Source organism: Ewingella allii, from assembly GCF_044430645.1.
Classification (GTDB): domain Bacteria; phylum Pseudomonadota; class Gammaproteobacteria; order Enterobacterales; family Enterobacteriaceae; genus Ewingella; species Ewingella allii.
Map to the genome: position 1 here is coordinate 21,568 of NZ_JAWUDN010000011.1, position 19,378 is coordinate 40,945.

At 52.4% G+C, this 19,378-nt stretch carries 19 protein-coding genes; 11 read left to right on the plus strand and 8 right to left on the minus strand.

Annotated features, from left to right (window positions below; translation table 11 throughout):
* Positions 1 to 254 precede the first annotated feature (254 nt).
* Positions 255 to 2,531, minus strand: a complete 2,277-nt coding sequence (katE, locus tag SBO83_RS19405; protein WP_396132635.1) for a catalase HPII — start codon at positions 2,529 to 2,531, stop codon at positions 255 to 257.
* A gap of 181 nt (positions 2,532 to 2,712) precedes the next feature.
* Between katE and SBO83_RS19410 the strand changes: the two genes are divergently transcribed.
* Positions 2,713 to 3,552, plus strand: coding sequence for a dienelactone hydrolase family protein (locus SBO83_RS19410; protein WP_353504414.1), 840 nt, complete (start codon positions 2,713 to 2,715; stop codon positions 3,550 to 3,552).
* 55 nt (positions 3,553 to 3,607) lie between these two features.
* On the opposite strand, the gene SBO83_RS19415 is transcribed toward SBO83_RS19410, so the two are convergent.
* Positions 3,608 to 4,372, minus strand: coding sequence for a glucose 1-dehydrogenase (locus SBO83_RS19415; RefSeq protein WP_396132636.1), 765 nt, complete (start codon positions 4,370 to 4,372; stop codon positions 3,608 to 3,610).
* A 157-nt stretch (positions 4,373 to 4,529) separates the two neighbouring features.
* Positions 4,530 to 6,806, minus strand: a complete 2,277-nt coding sequence (gene metE / locus SBO83_RS19420) for a 5-methyltetrahydropteroyltriglutamate--homocysteine S-methyltransferase (RefSeq protein WP_396132637.1) — start codon at positions 6,804 to 6,806, stop codon at positions 4,530 to 4,532.
* Between the two features lie 103 nt (positions 6,807 to 6,909).
* Here metE and metR point away from each other — a divergent pair, with 103 nt between their 5' ends.
* The gene (gene metR, locus SBO83_RS19425; protein WP_353504411.1) at positions 6,910 to 7,863 is read left to right on the plus strand and encodes an HTH-type transcriptional regulator MetR; all 954 of its coding nucleotides are present in this window, start codon (positions 6,910 to 6,912) and stop codon (positions 7,861 to 7,863) included.
* Here the strand turns inward: metR and SBO83_RS19430 are convergent.
* Positions 7,751 to 8,650, minus strand: a complete 900-nt coding sequence (locus SBO83_RS19430) for a carboxylate/amino acid/amine transporter (protein WP_396132638.1) — start codon at positions 8,648 to 8,650, stop codon at positions 7,751 to 7,753. The two genes, metR and SBO83_RS19430, sit on opposite strands and share 113 nt — an antisense overlap.
* Positions 8,651 to 8,850: 200 nt before the next feature.
* Here SBO83_RS19430 and SBO83_RS19435 point away from each other — a divergent pair, with 200 nt between their 5' ends.
* A complete protein-coding gene (locus tag SBO83_RS19435; protein WP_353504409.1) occupies positions 8,851 to 9,150 on the plus strand; it encodes a DUF2756 domain-containing protein in 300 nt (99 codons plus the stop codon).
* A 43-nt stretch (positions 9,151 to 9,193) separates the two neighbouring features.
* Here the strand turns inward: SBO83_RS19435 and SBO83_RS19440 are convergent, their stop codons facing one another.
* Positions 9,194 to 10,117: a LysR substrate-binding domain-containing protein gene (locus SBO83_RS19440; RefSeq protein WP_396132639.1), complete on the minus strand. Its 924-nt coding sequence runs from the start codon at positions 10,115 to 10,117 to the stop codon at positions 9,194 to 9,196.
* Between the two features lie 246 nt (positions 10,118 to 10,363).
* Between SBO83_RS19440 and SBO83_RS19445 the strand changes: the two genes are divergently transcribed.
* The 8 genes from SBO83_RS19445 to SBO83_RS19480 are packed head-to-tail and all read left to right on the plus strand — an operon-like array spanning position 10,364 to position 16,327.
* Complete coding sequence (locus SBO83_RS19445; RefSeq protein WP_396132640.1) at positions 10,364 to 10,978, plus strand: hypothetical protein; 615 nt, start codon at positions 10,364 to 10,366, stop codon at positions 10,976 to 10,978.
* 27 nt (positions 10,979 to 11,005) lie between these two features.
* Positions 11,006 to 11,785: an AfsA-related hotdog domain-containing protein gene (locus SBO83_RS19450; RefSeq protein WP_396132641.1), complete on the plus strand. Its 780-nt coding sequence runs from the start codon at positions 11,006 to 11,008 to the stop codon at positions 11,783 to 11,785.
* Positions 11,778 to 12,611 carry a hypothetical protein gene (locus SBO83_RS19455; RefSeq protein ID WP_396132642.1) on the plus strand — a complete coding sequence of 278 codons (834 nt, stop codon included), beginning with the start codon at positions 11,778 to 11,780 and terminating at the stop codon, positions 12,609 to 12,611. Before SBO83_RS19450 ends, SBO83_RS19455 begins: the two co-directional genes overlap by 8 nt.
* Before the next feature lie 9 nt (positions 12,612 to 12,620).
* Positions 12,621 to 12,851 (plus strand): tautomerase family protein, encoded by a 231-nt coding sequence (locus tag SBO83_RS19460; protein ID WP_396132643.1) that lies wholly within the window; start codon positions 12,621 to 12,623, stop codon positions 12,849 to 12,851.
* Positions 12,848 to 13,522: an HAD-IB family hydrolase gene (locus tag SBO83_RS19465; protein ID WP_396132644.1), complete on the plus strand. Its 675-nt coding sequence runs from the start codon at positions 12,848 to 12,850 to the stop codon at positions 13,520 to 13,522. The genes SBO83_RS19460 and SBO83_RS19465 overlap by 4 nt, the downstream gene beginning before the upstream one ends.
* A gap of 8 nt (positions 13,523 to 13,530) precedes the next feature.
* Complete coding sequence (locus tag SBO83_RS19470; RefSeq protein ID WP_396132645.1) at positions 13,531 to 14,745, plus strand: MFS transporter; 1,215 nt, start codon at positions 13,531 to 13,533, stop codon at positions 14,743 to 14,745.
* A complete protein-coding gene (locus tag SBO83_RS19475) occupies positions 14,742 to 15,134 on the plus strand; it encodes a carboxymuconolactone decarboxylase family protein (protein ID WP_396132646.1) in 393 nt (130 codons plus the stop codon). The genes SBO83_RS19470 and SBO83_RS19475 overlap by 4 nt, the downstream gene beginning before the upstream one ends.
* Before the next feature lie 14 nt (positions 15,135 to 15,148).
* Positions 15,149 to 16,327: an acetyl-CoA C-acyltransferase gene (locus SBO83_RS19480; protein WP_396132647.1), complete on the plus strand. Its 1,179-nt coding sequence runs from the start codon at positions 15,149 to 15,151 to the stop codon at positions 16,325 to 16,327.
* A gap of 97 nt (positions 16,328 to 16,424) precedes the next feature.
* Here SBO83_RS19480 and SBO83_RS19485 read toward each other — a convergent pair whose 3' ends face one another.
* The 3 genes from SBO83_RS19485 to SBO83_RS19495 form a co-directional block, all read right to left on the minus strand.
* Positions 16,425 to 17,423 carry an aldo/keto reductase gene (locus SBO83_RS19485; RefSeq protein WP_396132648.1) on the minus strand — a complete coding sequence of 333 codons (999 nt, stop codon included), beginning with the start codon at positions 17,421 to 17,423 and terminating at the stop codon, positions 16,425 to 16,427.
* Between the two features lie 135 nt (positions 17,424 to 17,558).
* Complete coding sequence (ugpQ, locus tag SBO83_RS19490) at positions 17,559 to 18,299, minus strand: glycerophosphodiester phosphodiesterase (protein ID WP_396132649.1); 741 nt, start codon at positions 18,297 to 18,299, stop codon at positions 17,559 to 17,561.
* 2 nt (positions 18,300 to 18,301) lie between these two features.
* Positions 18,302 to 19,375, minus strand: a complete 1,074-nt coding sequence (locus SBO83_RS19495) for a sn-glycerol-3-phosphate import ATP-binding protein UgpC (RefSeq protein ID WP_353504403.1) — start codon at positions 19,373 to 19,375, stop codon at positions 18,302 to 18,304.
* Positions 19,376 to 19,378: the final 3 nt, after the last annotated feature.

Genomic DNA, 19,378 nt, shown 5'->3' on the forward strand with positions numbered 1-19,378 from the left:
CATCTTTTCGCAGGAGGACACCCAGCTACTCTACCGTTCATTGTGACGTTTTTTCGTGACAAAGGTCACTTTGATGTAATAACCCAAACATCGCATACATTAAAAACGTGATGCAAATCACATTAGAGAGCTGATTTGATGATTTTTCAAACGACGTCAGACACTGCGTCCAGACAAACAATTAAGGCATTGGCGTTAGCCGCCAATGCCTTGTCCTTGTAAAACAGAGAGTATAGAGATCTTAATGCCAGAAATCAGGCTGGAACGCTTTCAGCCTTAGCACTTCTGGACCAAATACGGTGTTTTGCCATCTCTTGCAGGAAGCTTTTTAGTAACGCCCCCTCGGCTTTATCCGCTTCTACTATCCCCTCTTCCGCCGCCTTATCTTCCAGACCCAGCAAAGGTTTGAAGCGACGAGCATCACCACTTAAACCAATGACTTTCAGGTGCTTATAAGCCTCGAGGACATAATGGCGCGCATCACCACTCATCAGCAGCGCATCAATATGACCATGTGGCACCAGCACGGCGTCAACGGTAATGGACGGCGAACCGGCAAAAGTGGCATCAATCGGCAAGGTTGAGCCGTCGTCCGCAACAATATTGCCTAAGTGACTGGCTAACAGTTTCGGATGTACGCCCTCGGCCTGAAGAGCCTGCAACGCATTGAGCACGTCGGCGGCATTAACGCCGTCGCTGAGCAGAATCGCCACCTGACGCCCTTTGATCACCCCTTTGCCACTGGCATACAGGCTGAGCGATTCATCCTTGGTCAAACCATTAACCGGCTTCGGCGGCTGAGTCTTCAACGCGTCGTCAGACAGCGCGATACCCAGATTTTTCGCCACTTTTTGTGCCAGCGTGACATCAATGTGGGTCAGCAAATCGACCACGCGTTCGCGAATATAAGGCCGGGCCACTTTGGATAACTCAAAGGAGAACGCCGCGACAATGTGATCCTGCTCGGTTGGCGTCTGGCTAAGCCAGAACAGGCGCGGCTGTGAGTAAAACTCGCCAAAGGATTCGCTGCGCTGGCGCACTTTGTCGCCATCGACTCGCTCATGGTAGCTCTCAAAACCGCCACCTTTAGCCGCCGGAGGGGTTTCGCGCGGCCAGTTGTCATTGAGTGAATTCGGCTCGTAGTTGGCCGGATTGGTATCAATGTCCTGCCGATGCATGCCGTCGCGCTGGAAGTTGTGGTACGGGCAGGTCGGGCGGTTAATCGGGATTTCGTGGAAATTCGGCCCGCCAAGTCGGCTGATTTGGGTGTCGGTGTAAGAGAACAGACGCCCTTGCAGCAGTGGGTCATTACTGAAATCGATGCCCGGCACCACGTGGCCTGGGTGGAAAGCCACCTGCTCGGTTTCCGCAAAGTAGTTGTCCGGGTTGCGGTTGAGCACCATTTTGCCGACGATTTCGACTGGCACCAGCTTCTCAGGGATCAGCTTGGTGGCGTCGAGCAAGTCAAAATCAAATTTGAATTCATCCTCTTCCGGGATCAGCTGCACGCCCAGCTCATACTCTGGGTAATCCCCGGCTTCAATGGCTTCCCACAGATCACGGCGATGGAAATCAGCGTCTTTCCCCGCCAGCTTCTGCGCCTCATCCCACAGCAGCGAGGCTTTACCCGCCAGAGGCTTCCAGTGGAATCGCACGAAGGTCGATTTCCCTTCGCCATTGACGAAGCGGAAGGTGTGAATGCCAAAGCCTTCCATGGTGCGATAGCTGCGCGGGATGCCGCGATCTGACATCGCCCAGAACACGTTATGCAAGGTTTCAGGTTGCAGAGAGATGTAATCCCAGAAGCTGTCGTGGGCGCTGGCCCCCTGTGGGATTTCGTTGTGCGGCTCGGGTTTAACCGCGTGGACGAAATCGGGGAATTTGTGCGCATCCTGAATAAAGAACACCGGCGTGTTATTGCCGACCAAGTCATAGACGCCTTCTTCGGTATAGAACTTAGTGGCCCAGCCGCGAATATCACGCACTGAATCCGCCGAGCCGCGCGAGCCTTGTACCGTGGAGAAACGGACAAAAACCGGCGTTTTCTTATTAGGATCGGAGAGGAAATCCGCCTTGGTGACATCGGCAAGGCTGCGATAAGGCTGGAAATAGCCGTGAGCCGCCGCGCCGCGCGCGTGAACGATACGCTCGGGGATGCGTTCGTGGTCAAAATGGGTGATTTTCTCGCGCAGGATAAAGTCTTCGAGCAGCGTCGGCCCGCGCGAACCTGCGGTTAATGAGTTCTGATCGTCAGAGATTTTGGTGCCTTGGTTGGTGGTCAGGGCACGCTTTTCACCATTCTTACGGTGGACTTCAAGGGAATCTAATTTTGCATTGCTGTTCTCAGGGCTTTTGGCACTGCCGGGAGCAGTGGGTTCTTTTCCTGGCGGTGTAGGTTTAGCGCTGGGCTTCTGTGAGCCGTCAGCCGGGGCAAGGCTTCCTAGACCGGGTTGTGTAGATTCAATGCCCGTGGCGGGGGCGCGGCTGACCTGTTTCTTCTCACTCTTTTTATTAGATGTAGATTTCGACATTGAACATGACTCCTCTTGTTTCGGCTTCTATTCGTTCGGGATTTGTGAGCACCTGTCTTGAGACTTTTTTTGCTCAATCTCTAACTATAGGATATGTCTAGTACCTTGCCGTCGTAGGTTTGCAGCTATAGTTTAAAAACAATAGCGCCACTCATTAGATAAGAAATGCATGGAGACCGAGATGAAGAACGACGATTTACCTGTACCCACTCCACAAGTAAAACAGGCTCCAACAAGCTTCGCACCTGCCGTAACTCCCGTGGCCAGCACCACGCTACACACAGATACTGAAGGGCTGCACGCCGGGCAAACCACTATTCCCTCTCAAGGAGAGGACATGCCGGCCTATCTGGCGCGCCCGGAAAACTACACCGGAAAATTACCTATCGTGCTGGTAGTACAAGAAATTTTTGGCGTCCACGAGCACATTCAAGATATTTGCCGCCGACTGGCGAAACAGGGCTATATGGCAATCGCGCCTGAGCTTTATTTCCGTCAGGGCGACCCGCGTGACTACACCGAGGTCAGCGACATTATCAGTAAAGTGGTCGGCAAAGTGCCGGACAAACAGGTGCTGGCTGACCTCGACCACACCGCGCACTGGGCCACTCAGCACGGCGGCGACAAGTCAAAACTGGCGATCACCGGCTTCTGCTGGGGCGGTCGCATCACTTGGCTGTATGCCGCACACAACCCGCAGCTGAAAGCCGGCGTGGCGTGGTACGGCAAGCTGGTGGGCGATAAAACCCTGACCAGCCCGAGCCATCCGGTTGATAAAGCAGTGGATTTGAGTGCGCCAGTGCTGGGCCTGTACGGCGGCGCGGATGCGGGTATTCCACTCGAAAGCGTAGAAACCATGCGTCAGGCACTGCGCGCGGCAAACGCCACGGCTGAAATCGTGGTCTATCCAGAAGCAGGTCACGCTTTCCATGCTGACTATCGCCCAAGCTACGACGCAGAAGCCGCCGCCGATGGCTGGCAGCGTATGTTGCAGTGGTTCGCGCAATACGGAATCAAGTAAAACGTGGGAAGGGCTGCCCGCCGGACAGCCCTATTAACCAGATTAAGTCACCTGATTAAGCCTGCTGCGGCTGGCCGTTGGAGGCCATCAGGCCACCATCGACCGGCAGGTTAACCCCGGTAACAAAGCGCGCATCGTGGCTTGCCAGAAAGGCAATCACGTCGGCAATCTCTTCTGGCTCGGCGCCGCGCCCCATCGGAATGCGTTCTGCAAATTTATCCAACAGCGGCTGGTTGTCTTTAATGTCTTCAGCCATATCGGTAAAGGTCAGCGACGGACATACCGCGTTGACCCGCACGCCGTCTTTGCCGTGGTCCATCGCAATTGAGCGCGTGAAGTTACTCACCCCGCCCTTCGCCGCATTATAGAAGCTCATGCCCCAGTCGCCGCCCATGCCGGAGACCGACGAAATATTCACAATATTGCCCTTGCTCTTAATAAGCGCTGGCATGAAGAAGCGGGTGCAGTAAAAGACGCCGCTGAGATCGATTTCAATCACCTTATGCCAGTCTTCGAGGCTGGCCTCGGTGACTTTACCCTGCGCCACCACGCCCGCGCCGTTGACCAACACGTCAACCCGGCCAAATTTATCGTTGATAACCGCCGCCATGCGCTCGACGTCCTGCGCTTTCGACACGTCGGCAATATGAATGTAGTACTGCGTGCTGCTCAATGACTGGGCGACTTTTTCCAGCTTCTCTTTGGTGCGCCCGACCAGCACCACAATCGCACCCTCACTGGCAAAACGCCTTGCCGTTGCTGCCCCCATACCTGAACCAGCCCCGGTCACGACGACAACTTTGTCTGTGAATCTGCTCATTGTTCTCTCCTTGGTTAGTCTCAGTAAAGTCTTTACTAAGCCTAGCGGGGAATAAGGGAAAACGAGCGAAATCGGCGGCTTTTGGGAGCATTCCGGCCCATAAAAAAGGAGCACCGGAGTGCTCCTTAACATTCATAGGGACGGTTTTAGTGCCAGATTAGAGCTGCTCGGCGCGCAGGCGTTTTGCCGCTTTCACCATGTTTTCCAGTGACTCGCGGGTTTCGGCCCAGCCACGGGTTTTCAGGCCGCAGTCTGGGTTAACCCACAGCCGCTCGGCCGGAATGCTGTCGGCGGCTTTGCGCAGCAGGTTCTCAATCCACTCGACGCTTGGCACGTTGGGTGAGTGAATGTCGTAAACTCCCGGCCCGATTTCGTTGGGGTAATCGAACTCTTTGAAGGTTTCGATCAGCTCCATATCCGAACGTGAAGTCTCAATGGTTATCACATCCGCATCCAGCGCGGCGATGGAATCCATGATGTCGTTGAACTCGCAGTAACACATATGGGTGTGGATCTGCGTGTCATCTTTGGCAATCGCGGCGTTCAGTTTGAAGGCGTCGACGGCCCAGCGCAGGTAGGCATTCCACTCCGACTGGCGCAGCGGCAGCCCTTCGCGCAGCGCGGGTTCGTCAATCTGGATGATGCCGATACCCGCGTTTTGCAGATCTTCAACTTCGTCGCGCAGCGCCAGGCCAATCTGCTTGGCGATGGTTTCGCGGCTGACGTCTTCACGCGGGAAAGACCAGCAGAGAATGGTGATGGGGCCAGTCAGCATGCCTTTCACCGGGCGCTCGGTCAGAGACTGGGCGTACTTGGCCCACTCCACGGTTATAGCCTGCGGGCGGCTAACGTCACCAATAATCACCGGCGGCTTAACGCAGCGGGAGCCGTAGCTCTGCACCCAACCGTTTTGGGTGAAGACGAAACCGTCCAGATGCTCACCGAAGTATTCCACCATGTCGTTGCGCTCGGCTTCGCCATGAACCAGCACGTCGATATCCAGACGCTCCTGCTCTTTAATCGCCTGTTTGATGTGCTCGCTGATGCCAGTGCGGTAGTTGGCGTTGTCCAAACGGCCTTGTTTGAAGTCCAGGCGCAGGCCACGGATTTCAGTGGTTTGCGGGAAAGAGCCAATGGTGGTGGTTGGCCATAAAGGCAGTTTGAAGCGCGCCCGCTGGGCTTCGGCGCGTGTGGTGTACACACTCGGCCGCTCAATGTCTGCGGCAGTGATGGCGGCGACGCGTTGGCCAACGGCGGCGTTATTCACACGCTTGGAGTCACGGCGGGCGCGGATTGGCGCGCTGTATTGGGCCAATTTATCCAGCGTCTCTGTTTTCGGGTCATTGAGAGCAGAAGTCAGCAGCGCCAGCTCGGCACATTTTTGCAGGCCGAAGGCGAACCAGCTTTTCACTTCTTCATCCAGACGCGTTTCGACGCTCAGGTCGATTGGGCTGTGCAGCAGTGAGCACGAGCTGCCTAGCCAGACATTGCGGCCAGCCACCAGCGGCTTGAGGCGCTCGAACCAGGTGCTAAGATCGGCGCGCCAAACGTTACGGCCATTGATCACCCCAAGAGAGAGCAGCCACTCTTTTGGCAGTTGGTCAGCCACGGCGGCGAGATCGTCGCGCCCCGCCACGGCGTCGATGTGCAGCCCCTGCACCGGCAGTTGGCGAATGGTATCAATGTTGTGGCCCACGCTGTCGAAATAGGTGGTCAGCAGCAGTTTGGTTTTGCCCTGAAGCTGCTGGTAAGCAGGCTGATAGGCATCCAGCCAGGCTTTTGGCAGTTCCAGAACCAGCGCGGGTTCGTCGATTTGGACCCACTCGATGCCGCGCTTAGCCAGTTCAGCCAGCACTTGCTGGTAAACCGGCAGAATGTCGTTGATCAGGGAAAGACGGTCAAACTGCTCGCCTTTCACTTTACCCAGCCACAGATAAGTCAGTGGGCCGAGAAGCACGGGTTTTACTTTGTGGCCGAGCGCCAGCGCCTCGTCCACTTCCTCCAACAGTTGCGTCCAGGTCAGTTTGAATTGCTGCCCCTTCACGAATTCAGGGACCATATAGTGGTAGTTGGTATTGAACCATTTGGTCATTTCCGCCGCCGCAGCGGGTTTCCCAGTAGGTGCGCGACCGCGCCCCAGACGGAACAGGGTATCGAGATCGACAGAGCCGTCGGCGTTCTGATGACGCGCTGGCACGTTACCCAGCAGCAGGCTGGTGGTCAGAACGTGGTCGTACCAAGCGAAATCGCCGACGGGGACCAGATCCACGCCAGCGTCGGCCTGCTGTTTCCAATGACGGGCGCGCAGTTCGCGGCCGGTAGCCAGTAATTCTTGCTGAGTGCTGTTGCCAGCCCAGTAACTCTCTTGTGCTTTTTTCAGTTCACGACGCAGACCGACACGAGGGAAACCGAGGGTATGGTTCAAAATGGTCATCTTTATCTTCCTGTTTAGCCGTCCAGATGTTTACACATCCATAATCCGCAGGTACTGTATATTCCACAAGCGCAAATAATTCATGACACGGTGAAGGACTCTCATGATTGAACTGAAACACCTGCGGACCTTACAGGCTCTACGTAATACCGGGTCGCTGGCCGCTGCCGCCGCGCAGCTACACCAGACACAGTCTGCCTTATCGCATCAGTTCAGCGATTTGGAGCAGCGTCTGGGTTTCCGCCTATTCGTGCGAAAAAGCCAGCCGCTACGCTTTACGCCGCAGGGTGAAATCATGCTTAACTTGGCTGAACAGGTGCTGCCGCAAATCCAGCAGGCGCTACAGGCTTGCAGCGAGCCGCATCAGGCGTCATTGCGTATCGCGATTGAGTGCCATAGCTGCATTCAGTGGCTGACACCGGCACTGGATAACTTCCGCCTGCGCTTCCCCAATGTGCTGATGGATTTCAAATCTGGCGTCACTTTCGACCCGCAGCCCGCGCTTCAGCAGGGCGAGCTGGACTTGGTGCTGACCTCCGACATCCTGCCGCGCAGTGGTCTGCACTATTCCCCAATGTTTGATTTTGAAGTGCGTCTGGTGCTAGCGCCGGACCATCCGCTGGCCAAGCAGGCGATTATCACGCCGGAAGATTTAAGTGCGGAGATCCTGATGATTTACCCGGTGCAGCGCCAGCGTCTGGATATCTGGCGTCACTTCCTGGAACCGGCAGGCGTCAGCCCGGCGCTGAAAAGCGTCGATAACACGCTGTTGTTGATTCAGATGGTGTCGGCCCGCATGGGGATTGCCGCGCTGCCCCACTGGGTGGTGGAGAGCTTTGAACGTCAGGGACTGGTGGTCACTAAAACGCTGGGAGATGGCTTGTGGAGCAGGTTGTACGCCGCCGTGCGTGATGGCGAGCAGCGCCAACCTATTGTGGAAGCTTTTATTCGTTCGACCCGGCAGCACGCGTGCGACCATCTGCCGTTTGTCCGTGATGCCCTAAAACCCAACGTCGGTGCACCCACAGTGAAGCCATTATCACTGCCGCACCAATAATAAAGCTCGGCCAGTGCGGCTGCTGTTGCCAAATGGCGAGGTTAACCAGCAGCCCGGCCGGGACGTGGAAGTTGTTCATAATCCCCAGCGTTCCCGCGTCCACCTGCGTCGCGCCGTAGTTCCACATGAAATACCCTAAAGCCGAAGCCCCCACGCCGAGCCAGATCAGAATGCCCCATTGCAGGCCGGTGGTGGGCAGCTTTTGCGGATTGCCCCACAGGAACCACGCCACCACGGCGCAAATCAGCGCGCCGATGTAGAACCATGAAAACGCCGTGTGCTGCGGCATCGGGTGGGTTTCCATCAGGCGTTTGTAGCCCACCTGACCAATGGCGAAGCAGATATTCGCCGCCTGCACCAGCAGCAGGCCAATAATGAAATGTTCGCTGATATGGTCATAGCGAATGATAGCCGCGCCGACCACTGCCAGCAGCGCGCACAGGGCATAGCCTTTGCGGATTTTACGCCCGCTGATCAGGTCATAAATCAGCGTCACGTAGAGCGGCGTCATCACCGTGAACAGTAGGAATTCCGGCACCGACAGGTACAAATAGGCTTCGAAGCTAATCAAATACATGATGCCGAGCTGCATCGCGCCGACAGCCATGTACATCAGCAGGGTTTTTACCGGATAGCCCTTCCAGCGCAGAAACGGCAAAAACACCAGCGCGGCGAGGCTCAGCCGCATCAGCACGGAGAATACGCTGTCAACCTGACCCGCCAGATAGACGCCGATGAGGCTAAATGAAAAAGCCCACAGAATGGTGGTAATAACGAGTAACGGCACGAAGTTCAGCCTGAAAAAGTAAAAGATAGGCTGATTGTAACGGATGTTGCAAAGCAGAGAACCTGAAAGTGGGTTTACCACTGTTCGTTTATTGACCTAATGAGACCTGACCCACGCTTTGAGCGTTCCGTGCCATGGGGGACCACACAACCCGGTGATATGTCGTAGACTTAAATCATGACTGACTGGAGGATCACCTGATGAAACGTTGTTATGGGCTCGTAGCCGCTATTCCCCTGCTTTTCGCCGTTCAGGCCGCCTCGGCGAACACCGTGTCAGTGCCTGACCGCAACCAACAGCTGCTGAGTAACCCTTCGCAAGAACGGATGCAGCAGCAGCAACAAACCAATTCGCAGATCCAGCAGCAGAAATTGCAGCAAGACCTGCGCAATAACCAGCAGCAGCAACAGCTCAAACTGCGCTCGCAAATTCAAAGCAACCAGCAGCGTCTGCAGACCCAGCAGCTAAATCGTCCGGGCCAGCCGCTGCAGCAGAATTAAGTCAGAGTTTTACCCCGCTGTTTAAGGCGGCGGGGCAAAAAACTCACTGATTTTCAGTAATATTCCCCAGCGGCAGAAATGTCTTCACCGCCTCCAGCACATGTTCCCGCTGCTCATTTTTCCGCGTCGCCAAATAGACATCAATATTCAGCTGGCTCGAAGTCTGCTCATCCAGTTTGCGATAACACAGCCCTTCTCTGGTCGATAAACACATGGATTGTGGCATCAGCGCCATACCGTTTCCCCGTGCCACGTTGGCCAAAGTCAGCAATGAATCCTCGGACTCAGGTTTGAATTTCAGGGTAAAAGGTAATTTGCTGAATACTTTATCGCACTTGTCATAAAAGCTTGGGTTGGCACTACGGGTAAACCAGTACATGGGCAAGTCAGCCACGTCCTTCAGCGACACCCGCTCCTGAATACTTGCCGGGTGCGATGAAGGCAAAGCCAGCATCAGGGGTTCTCGGTGTACCCAGAAAAAATCGAACTCGTCGTCATGTCCTGAAGATTTTTCCCCCGTCAATACAATATCCAAATTACCCTGCGCCAGAATTTGTAATAACTTTCTGGAGGTCATTTGATAAGAAGAAATATCGTCAGCATCAACCCACTGCTCTAAATGGGCATTTATTGTCGGTATTAAGGTGAAATCCAGCGTGCGCGTTACGCCAAATCTTAGCTTTTGATTGTCGATTTTTAACGTTTTAATTAATTTTGATAATTGATCAATCAGCTGTTTTGCCTCACTTTCCAGGCGCACACCGGCCTCAGTTAAATGCACCTGATGGGTATTACGGGCGAAAAGCTCGCACCCAATGACATCTTCCAGACATTGTATCTGGCGAGTTAATGGGGGTTGAGTCATCCTCATACGATCGGCAGCGCGGCGGAAATTTAGCTCATGTGCGACAGCAATGAAGCACTGCAATTGTTTGATAGTAGGAAGTTTTTCTCTAAAGTAACTCACTTGTTCACTCCGCCATTATTACTCATTGCATCAACAGGAAAGAGGCAGGGGTAACGACCGAAAATACCGCCCCACCGAAAATGTCGGATAGATCACAAATCTTCTTTTTTTGTAGATTACAGCAACGAAAAAAGACTTTCCATATTCCTGTGATACCAAATCTATATTACAAAACTAACAATTCTCTAAACAATGCCAATTGATATTGTGAAGTCTCTCACACACCGATCCTAAAGAGGCTTTACTATGTCAGCTAAATATGTCCTGATCACCCGTTTACCGTTAAAAGCAAATACCGATAAAACGCCTTTCACTTCTTTAGCAAACAGCGAGAAAAAGAAATATTTCATTTCGGACGAACAAGGTATCAATGAGCTATTAGAATTACGCGCCTTTGATTCCATAGCTGAAATTTCGACTCAAGAAGAAGAACTGGAAAATGCTTTTAAAACATTTTCGACCGTATTGGCTGGTGACGTTCGCCGCGAATTGGTTAAATATGTTGAAGCTCCAATTGACTCCGCTAATGATCTCCCTGCTACCGAATATGTACAACTCCGCCACGTTGAAGTTCCCGCTGAAAACTATAGCCAGTATCGCCAGTGGCGCGAAGAAACCATTTTTAATGTAGTGCGCGACAATAAAGATAAAATCGTCAGTTTTGGTGCTTATCACTCCTTGATTAGCGGCCAACCAGGCGTAATGTTTATTTCAGCATTCAATGGCAATAAAGAAGCCTATAAAGAAGCATTTACCAATGAACGCTATCAGACCATCATTCAACAAGCTGGCGACAATTATATTACCGGCGGTAATGACGGTCTGTACACGAGATTCTATCGTTCTATCTCTAGCTATTAATATAGCAACTTCATGTAGGTATTAATCATGACAAAAAATATTATTGTCGTTGGAGACAAGTTTAGTGAATTCTCTAATGGAAAAGATGTTGTCACTATTAGCCAATTAGATCTTATCACTCAGATCCCGGCTCATATCATTGACACGGACAGTCATTTCATTGTGGGTCAGGGAGTTCGTGATGATTATGCCGGCAAAGTATTAGACAATCAGCGAAGAAACAAAAATCACGATAATAAGTTAGATCTTTCTGAATTGCAGCAACTCACCACATCATCCAAAAATGCATTTTCTCACAAGAAAATGTATCACAACACGTTAATTGGCACAGCAGAAAAAGTTTCAGAAGAACGGTATGCCTTGCCATTACTTATTGACGAACGTTGCGAGTTAATGTCTGACCACCAAACAGGACAGCACATTCAGGGAATGATATTGGTTGAGGCATGTCGCCAAACCTTTATTGCTATTACTGAAGAGTTTTATATGGCAGATCAGGTCGGGCGCTCTTATTACGTCATTAATGATATGAACATAAAATTTGAAAGTTTTCTTTTTCCACTGCCTGCTCTGGTTCATTACGAGGTGCTGGAAAAGGACATTAATGAAAGACGGTCTAGATTTAAAGCGAATATTCGTATTTCACAGCACACAACATTATGTTCCACCATGTCAGTCTCTTTCACTGTTTATCCTTCAAACGTTATTAGTCAGAAGGAAGACCTGTTAGCAACTGATATGACGCACTCCATTTTGCAGTCGCAATTAACCCAAAGCTTGTTGGCTGACGGGAGCGCACATGTCTGATAAAAACGGTCACCATTATACACTGGCCGTGACCACGCAGGGGCCGCTGTACCCCCCTGCGGAGGTCGTGGATGCTCAGGGCAATTTCGTCGTGGTCGGGCAAATCCCTTCAGAAAGCGGCATAGCATGGGGAAGTGCCATTGTGGATAAAAACAGCCCTCTGCCAACTTTTGGCAAAGCGCTACCTTACAAGATTATTCATAATATCAGTGAATTAACCGAGGATCAGCTGGAAGAAATCACTCTTCACACGCTGCCTCTTCCTCTACCGCTTAACAACTATCCGATGCTATTTGCACCCGAGCAGAGACCACAGGCAGCAGCAGACAGGCGCCCATCACGACCATTGCATGATGCCTATATTGCAGATTATCGCACTGCCGATGGCAAAAGACATTTACCGGCGATCACACTCGGTAATTGGCTCAAAGCGGAAGGCGAGCTGGTGGTGATGCTTAGTAGCGATCAACGTACGGCCAGATTTGATTTTATTTTCAAAAATTTGGTTCCAGACAGTCTTTATACCGTCATGAGTTTACGGGAAAGAGATTTGGCGGTTGAAAATCCAACCCGCCCGGGGCCATTGGGGATTCCCAATGTATTTATTACTGACGCGGAAGGCAACGCCACTTATTGGGCAGAATTACCTAATCCCTTCCCCGCAGCCGGGGAGAGCCGTAATCGGGTAATTAATGTTGTGGTGCTCTATATGAGCAGCCAACAATCTTATGGTGGTGCTATTGGGTTATATGGTTTGGGTGGAGATATTCACGCCCACCTTAAATTACCAACATTATCCTTCAATGAATTTACTACTTTAGAATAAGGATCCTTTATGCCATTCGTACAGATAACCACGTGGAAAATGAGTGATGAGCAGAAAGTTAAAAAACTCGTCGAAGAAATAACGCACTCAATTCACCTTCACTGTGGTGCACCACTGGATAAAATATCCGTAGTGATCAGCGAATTAACGCCCGACCGTTGGTCAGATGCGGGAGTATTAGGTAATGATAAGGACTTCCCAATAAAAAGCCGTCGAAAAAATTATGAGGAGGGGCAGTGAGTGCTATTGCCGCTTTCTTTGATGTCGATGAAACATTGATAAAGATGAAAAGTATGTTTCATTTTTATCAATACTGGAGCGAATTAAACGGTTGGAAAATCAAACACCAAGCATTTGATAAGAAATTTAAAGAAGCATTAGCACAAGGTACGCCACGAGAAGAACTCAATCTAATGTATTACCGTGAGTTTTCAGGTGTCAATATCCAAGACCTAAATCGGGCAGGTGAAGCTTGGTTTAAAGAGTTTTTGGGGCAAGATGATATTTATATTCTTCCAGCAGTTAAGGCACTAAAGCAACATATAAAACAGGGTCACATTACCGTCTTCATCTCAGGCTCGATGCAACCTATTTTACAGCCTTTAGGCCACTATTTAGGCGTGGACACTATTCTTGCTGCGCCATTGGTCATTAATGATGATGGAATATTGAGCGGAGAAATTGGACAGCCGCAAACTATTGGCATGGGAAAACAACATGCTTTGTTGGCCTTTAGCCAGAAAAATAATATCAACCTCTCCGGGAGTTATGCCTATGGTGATGATCTCTCTGATATTCCGATGTTGGAAGTAACAGGCAACCCAATCTGCGTCGGAGCGAATTCAAAACTCGCTGAATATGCTCAGCAACATCACTGGAATATTCTCGATATGAATATTCTAGAAAAATAAGGAATATTATGAAAACCTCAGATAACGAACATCAACCCCTCAGCCTGCAAACCTGGCTGGCATTGATTATTCTGGCTCTTTCGACCTTTACTATTGTGACCACTGAATTAGCCCCTATCGGCTTATTAACGCCAATGGCTGAAGGCTTAGGTCAGTCGGAATCCATGATTGGTCTGACAGTCACCTTATATGCTTGGGTCGGTGCGATTAGCGCCCTGCTCTCTTCACTTTTCTTAGGCAATTTGCCAAAGAAATTACTCCTGTTGATTTTAACTTTCATTATTTTGGTTTCCAACAGCCTGTGCGCGACAGTGCAAAGCTATGAATGGTTACTGGTCGCTCGCGTCATTGGCGCGCTTGCTCACGGTGCATTCTGGGCAATGATTGGCGCGACAGCGGTATCCATGGTACCAGCACGCTATATCGGCGTCGCGACGTCGATAGTCTTCGGCGGCGTGTCTGCTGCCAGCGTTTTTGGGGTGCCACTGTCCAACTACATCGGTCTGAATCTTGGCTGGCGTCCTGCTTTCTGGCTGATGTCATTGCTCAGCGTCATTGCCTTTGTTGGCATCGCTCTGATTGTCCCGAAAGTAAAAAGCAGCAGCGCCCTGGGGCTAGAAGCCTTGGGCCGCGTACTGCGTTCAGGAACATTATGGAAAATCTATGCCGCCACCCTGTTGGCTATCACCGCCCATTTTGCTGCCTTCACCTTTATCGAACCTTGGTTGCACAACGTTAATTCCGTCTCTGCCAGCATGATCCCTGTGATGCTGTTTGTCTTTGGGATCGCCGGTTTAGCCGGAAACTTTGTCACCGGCATGTTTATTGATAAATGGCTGAAACCCTTAGTCTCCCTCTCCGTTCTACTGATCGCCGCAGCGCTAATTACCCTTGGTCAATGGGGAGAGAGTTTGGGGGGGAGTCAGATTCTGGCCCTGATCATCGTGTGGGGCCTGGCGGTTTCTGGCATTTTCGTCGGCTTCCAGACTTGGGTATTACGCATTGCCGCAGAGAATGCTTTCCCCGCCTCGGCAATCTATGTCTCGTTCTTTAATGGCGCTATCGGTTGTGGTGCGCTGGTCGGCGCCTGGCTGGTGTCGGTGCTCAGTATTCCGGTATTGATGAGCATTGCCGGAATCGCTATCGCCCTCTCCTTGCTGCTGATTGCCATTATTCCGGTGAAAACCGAGCAAGCGCCCCTTCTTTCTGGAGAAGCAGCATGAAATCAGGTAACGAACTGACCGAACACGGCCGCTCTATCATGAATCAGCTAGAGCCGGGCCTGGCGGATAAAGTCACAGGCCGTCTGGCTGAACTCGACAGCGACCTACCAAGGCTGCTCACCGATTACGCATTCGGTGCCGTGGTTGGCCGTCCGGGGCTGGATCTTAAAACCCGAGAGATGATCACCGTCGCGTCCTTAATTACGCTCGGTTATGCCCAGCCCCAGCTTGAGCTGCATATGCGAGGGGCCTTGAATGTCGGCGTGACGGAGGAAGAGCTGCTCGAAATTGTGATTCAAATGGCGATATATGCCGGTTTCCCAGCCTGTATGAATGGCCTTACTGCTTACCGTTTGGCCGTTGCCCATTATCAGGCGCAACACAAATAACCGAGGAGTGGCTCATGAGAGAAGTGGTGGTGGTGGCAGCAAGACGTACCGCAACGGGGAGTTTTCAGGGGGCGCTGGCTGAACAGCCCGCGGCCAACCTCGGCGCAACGGTGATTAAGGCACTTTTGGCAGAAACTGGCATTGCGGCCAGCGACGTTGAGCTGGTTGTCATGGGTCAGGTACTTACCGCCGGTTGTGGGCAGAATCCGGCGCGTCAGGCAGCCTTGCTGGCTGATTTGCCAGTGACCGTGAATGCGATGACGGTCAATAAAGTCTGCGGCTCGGGCCTCAAAGCCGTGCATTTGGCGATGCAGGCCATTCAGTGCGGAGAAGCTGAAATCGCGGTTGCTGGTGGACAGGAAAATATGTCGCTGGCCCCACATTTGCTGAGTGCTTCCCGCAAGGGATTACGTCTTGGTCACGGTGAACTAAAAGATTCGCTGGTTCACGATGGCCTTTGGGATGCTTTTCATCATATCCATATGGGTGTGACAGCGGAAAATGTCGCTCGCCAGTTCAGCATTCCTCGCTCACGTCAGGATGAGTACGCGGCGCTTTCCCACCAGCGTGCATTGCAGGCCCAGCAGGAAGGTCGATTCAATGCCGAAATTGTCCCGATTGAATCGGTGAACCGTAAAGGGGAAATCACCGTATTTGCTGCTGATGAAGGCCCACGTGAAACTAGCTATGAAAAGCTGTCTCAGCTGAAGCCAGTATTTGATAAAGCAGGTACGGTGACGGCGGGAAACGCGTCGTCCCTCAACGACGGCGCCGCCGCCATTCTGCTATGCAGCAGGGAGAAGGCTGAGGCGCTTGGGCTGACACCTCTTGCCACCCTCGGTGCTTTCACTAATTCGGGGATTGACCCGCAAATCATGGGGGCGGCCCCCATTGAAGCCATCCAGCAGTGTCTGACCAGACAGCAGTGGCAAGCAGGGGAAATTGACGTGTTGGAGTCGAACGAAGCCTTTGCTGCTCAGGCACTGGCCGTTCTCTCAGCGCTGCATATCCACCCTGATAAGGTGAATCCTTCCGGCGGAGCCATTGCTTTAGGCCATGCCATTGGCGCATCAGGATGCCGAATTCTGGTCACGCTGTTACATAACATGAAGCGCAACGATTTACATAAAGGCATCGCAGCCCTCTGTATTGGTGGCGGTGAAGGCGTAGCGTTGGCCGTTCAGCGCAACTAACTTACTCCTTGTTATATAAACCCTAGGGTTATCAAGATCCATCTGGCAATAAAAAAAGGGCTGATAATTCAGCCCTTTCGCACTATTTCTTCTGTCTTTAAGCATTCACGCCTTTCATACCCTCCAGCGTGTAACGCTCTCCTTTAATTTCGACCCGGTCTTTAAGGCCATTCAACAGCAGCAGGTCCTGATGGCTTAAAGCGACCTCAACGGCACCTGCATTTTCCCGCGCATAACGGCTACTTTTGGTTCCTGGGATTGGCACGATATGTTCGTATTGCGCCAGTAGCCATGCCAGAGCCAGTTGCCCTAAAGTGCATTGATACTTATCAGCTAGGGGTTGCAGTTCGTTGAGGATCTGCGCGTTGAAACGAAGATTTTCATCGCTGAAGCGCGGGTTATTTTTGCGGAAATCTCCGTCAGTAAAATCGCTATTGCTGAGGTATTTTCCGGTCAGGAATCCGCGCCCAAGTGGTGAATAAGGCACAATACCAATGCCCAGTTTGGTCGCCGTCGGCAAAATGTCTTGCTCAATGTCTCGCGTCCACAGCGAATATTCAGTTTGCAGTGCACTAACTGGGTGTACGGCGTGCGCTTTTGCCAGCGTCACTGCCGAAACTTCACATAGCCCGACGTGCGCAATCTTGCCTTCCTTCACCAAATCGCTCAGGCAAGACATGCTTTCTTCGATAGAAAAATCAGGGTTTACGCGATGCAGGTAGTAAAGGTCGATACGCTCAACCCCCAGGCGCTGCAATGACTCATGGCAGCAGCGACGGATGTAATCGGGGTGATTGTTTATGGTGCGCTCATAGGCAGCATCAGCAGGCCGATCAATACCACACTTGGTCGCTATTTTTATCTGCTCGCGCTGTGCGCTATCGAGCGTTGCCAGAAAATGCCCCACCAACCTTTCATTGTGACCACGACCGTAAACATCTGCCGTATCGATCAGATTTACGCCGGTGTCGATCACCGTTTTCAGGACATCAAGGGATTCGGCATCTTTGGCTTCTCCATAGAACTCACTGAGTCCCATTGCGCCATAACCCATTGCGGAGACTTGTAAGCCCTCGCCTAATGTTCTTATTTTCATCTTAACCTCTCCTCCAAAATTGAAGAATGAGTATGAATCAGGGCTATTACCGCGAGAATTCCAAAGATATTAATATAGAAAAGGTATCACCGGGATACCCATAAAGCAGGTATCCCTTTGGCTCAGAGCCCGTTTTTACGCAAAATCTGGCCCGATGTCGTCAATAGCATCAGTACAGATACAATCAACGCCCCATGCCAGCAGGGTGCGGGCGCTTTGTGGCGAGTTAACGGTGTACACCAGAATGTGCAAACCGGCGTCTTTCAAGGCTTTCACACGCGCTTCGGTCAGCTCTTTATAGTTGATATGCAGGGAAACGCATTCCAGTTGGTCCGTCAGCGTTTTCCAGTCATCACGCCACTCGTCGAGCAGTAAACCGCGCGGCAGCTCGGGAACGGCCTGCTTGGCCGCCAGCAGAGCGTCGAACTCGAAAGAAGAGAGCAGCGGCGGCGCGGGGTGGTCGCGCCATAGCTCTTTGGCCGCCAGCGCCACTTTGCTCCCCGTCTCGGTATTCGTGCCGGTCGTCGGTTTAATCTCAATGTTGGCCATCATGTTGTGGCGCGCGCAGCGCTCGGCCACTTCGGCCAACAGCGGCAGTTTTTCACCTTTGAACGCCGCGCCGTACCAGTCACCGGCGTCCAGTTGGCGCAATTTGTCCCAGCTCAGCTCACCCGCCACGCCCCAGCCGTTGCTGGTGCGGTTCAGTGTGTCGTCGTGCAACAGGAAAATTTCGCCGTCCTGCGCCAGCTTGGCGTCGAACTCAATCATGGTGTGGCCGTACTTGGCGCCGACATCAATGGCAGCAAGGGTGTTTTCAGGGGCCAAAGAACCACCGCCCCGATGCGCCACAATCCGTGGATAAGGCCAAACTGTCATGTTTACTCCATTCTTAAACCGCTATTTGAATCGAAAAAGTGTAGCGCGTTCGTCGGCAAAACCAAACGCAACTGCGTGCCCGGCTCAGGGCAAACTTCGTGATTAAGACGCACCACCACACCCGCACCGGCCCATTTTCCGTGCGCCAGGTTGTCGGCGCCGAGCAGTTCCAACGTGTTGAGGTTCATTGGAATACCGGCCTGCGGATCGTCAGTCAGCTGAATATGCTCCGGTCGAATACCCACCGTCAACTCTCGTCCGCCCCACTCCGGGCGCGGCTGGCTGAGGGGCAGCTCAAAACCGCCCTCCATCACCAGCGAACTGCCGTTGCTGGCTAGCGTGCCCGGCAGCAGGTTCATGGCCGGGGAGCCAATGAAGCTGGCAACAAATAGCGTTGCCGGGCGGCGATAAACTTCTGACGGCGTACCAATCTGCTCGGCAATGCCTTTGTTCATCACGATCACCCGCTCGGCCAGCGTCATGGCTTCAACCTGATCGTGGGTCACGTACAAACTGGTGGTGCGCAGGCGGCGGTGCAGCTGTTGCAGCTCGAGGCGCATCTGCACGCGCAGCTTGGCGTCAAGGTTAGACAGCGGTTCGTCGAACAGGAAGACCGCCGGTTCACGCACGATTGCGCGCCCCATGGCGACGCGCTGGCGCTGGCCGCCGGAGAGTTCGCGCGGCTTGCGTTTGAGTAGCGGGCCGAGCTCCAGAATACGCGCCGCTTCTTCAACTCGCGCCTGAATCTGCGCCTTGCCGAAGCCGCGAATTTTCAGGCCATAGGCCATGTTGTCATACACGCTCATGTGCGGGTAAAGCGCGTAGTTCTGGAACACCATCGCGATGCCGCGATCTTTGGGTTCCAGCTCGGTAACGCGCTGATCATTAATATAAATATCGCCGCTGGTGGTGCGCTCTAAACCGGCTACCATGCGCAGCAGAGTGGATTTCCCACAGCCCGACGGACCGACCATCACAATGAATTCGCCATCGGCGACGTTCAGGTCGATGCTTTTAATAATCTGATTTTTACCGTCGTAGGACTTGGTGACTGCCTGTAGTTTTAAATTTGCCATGTC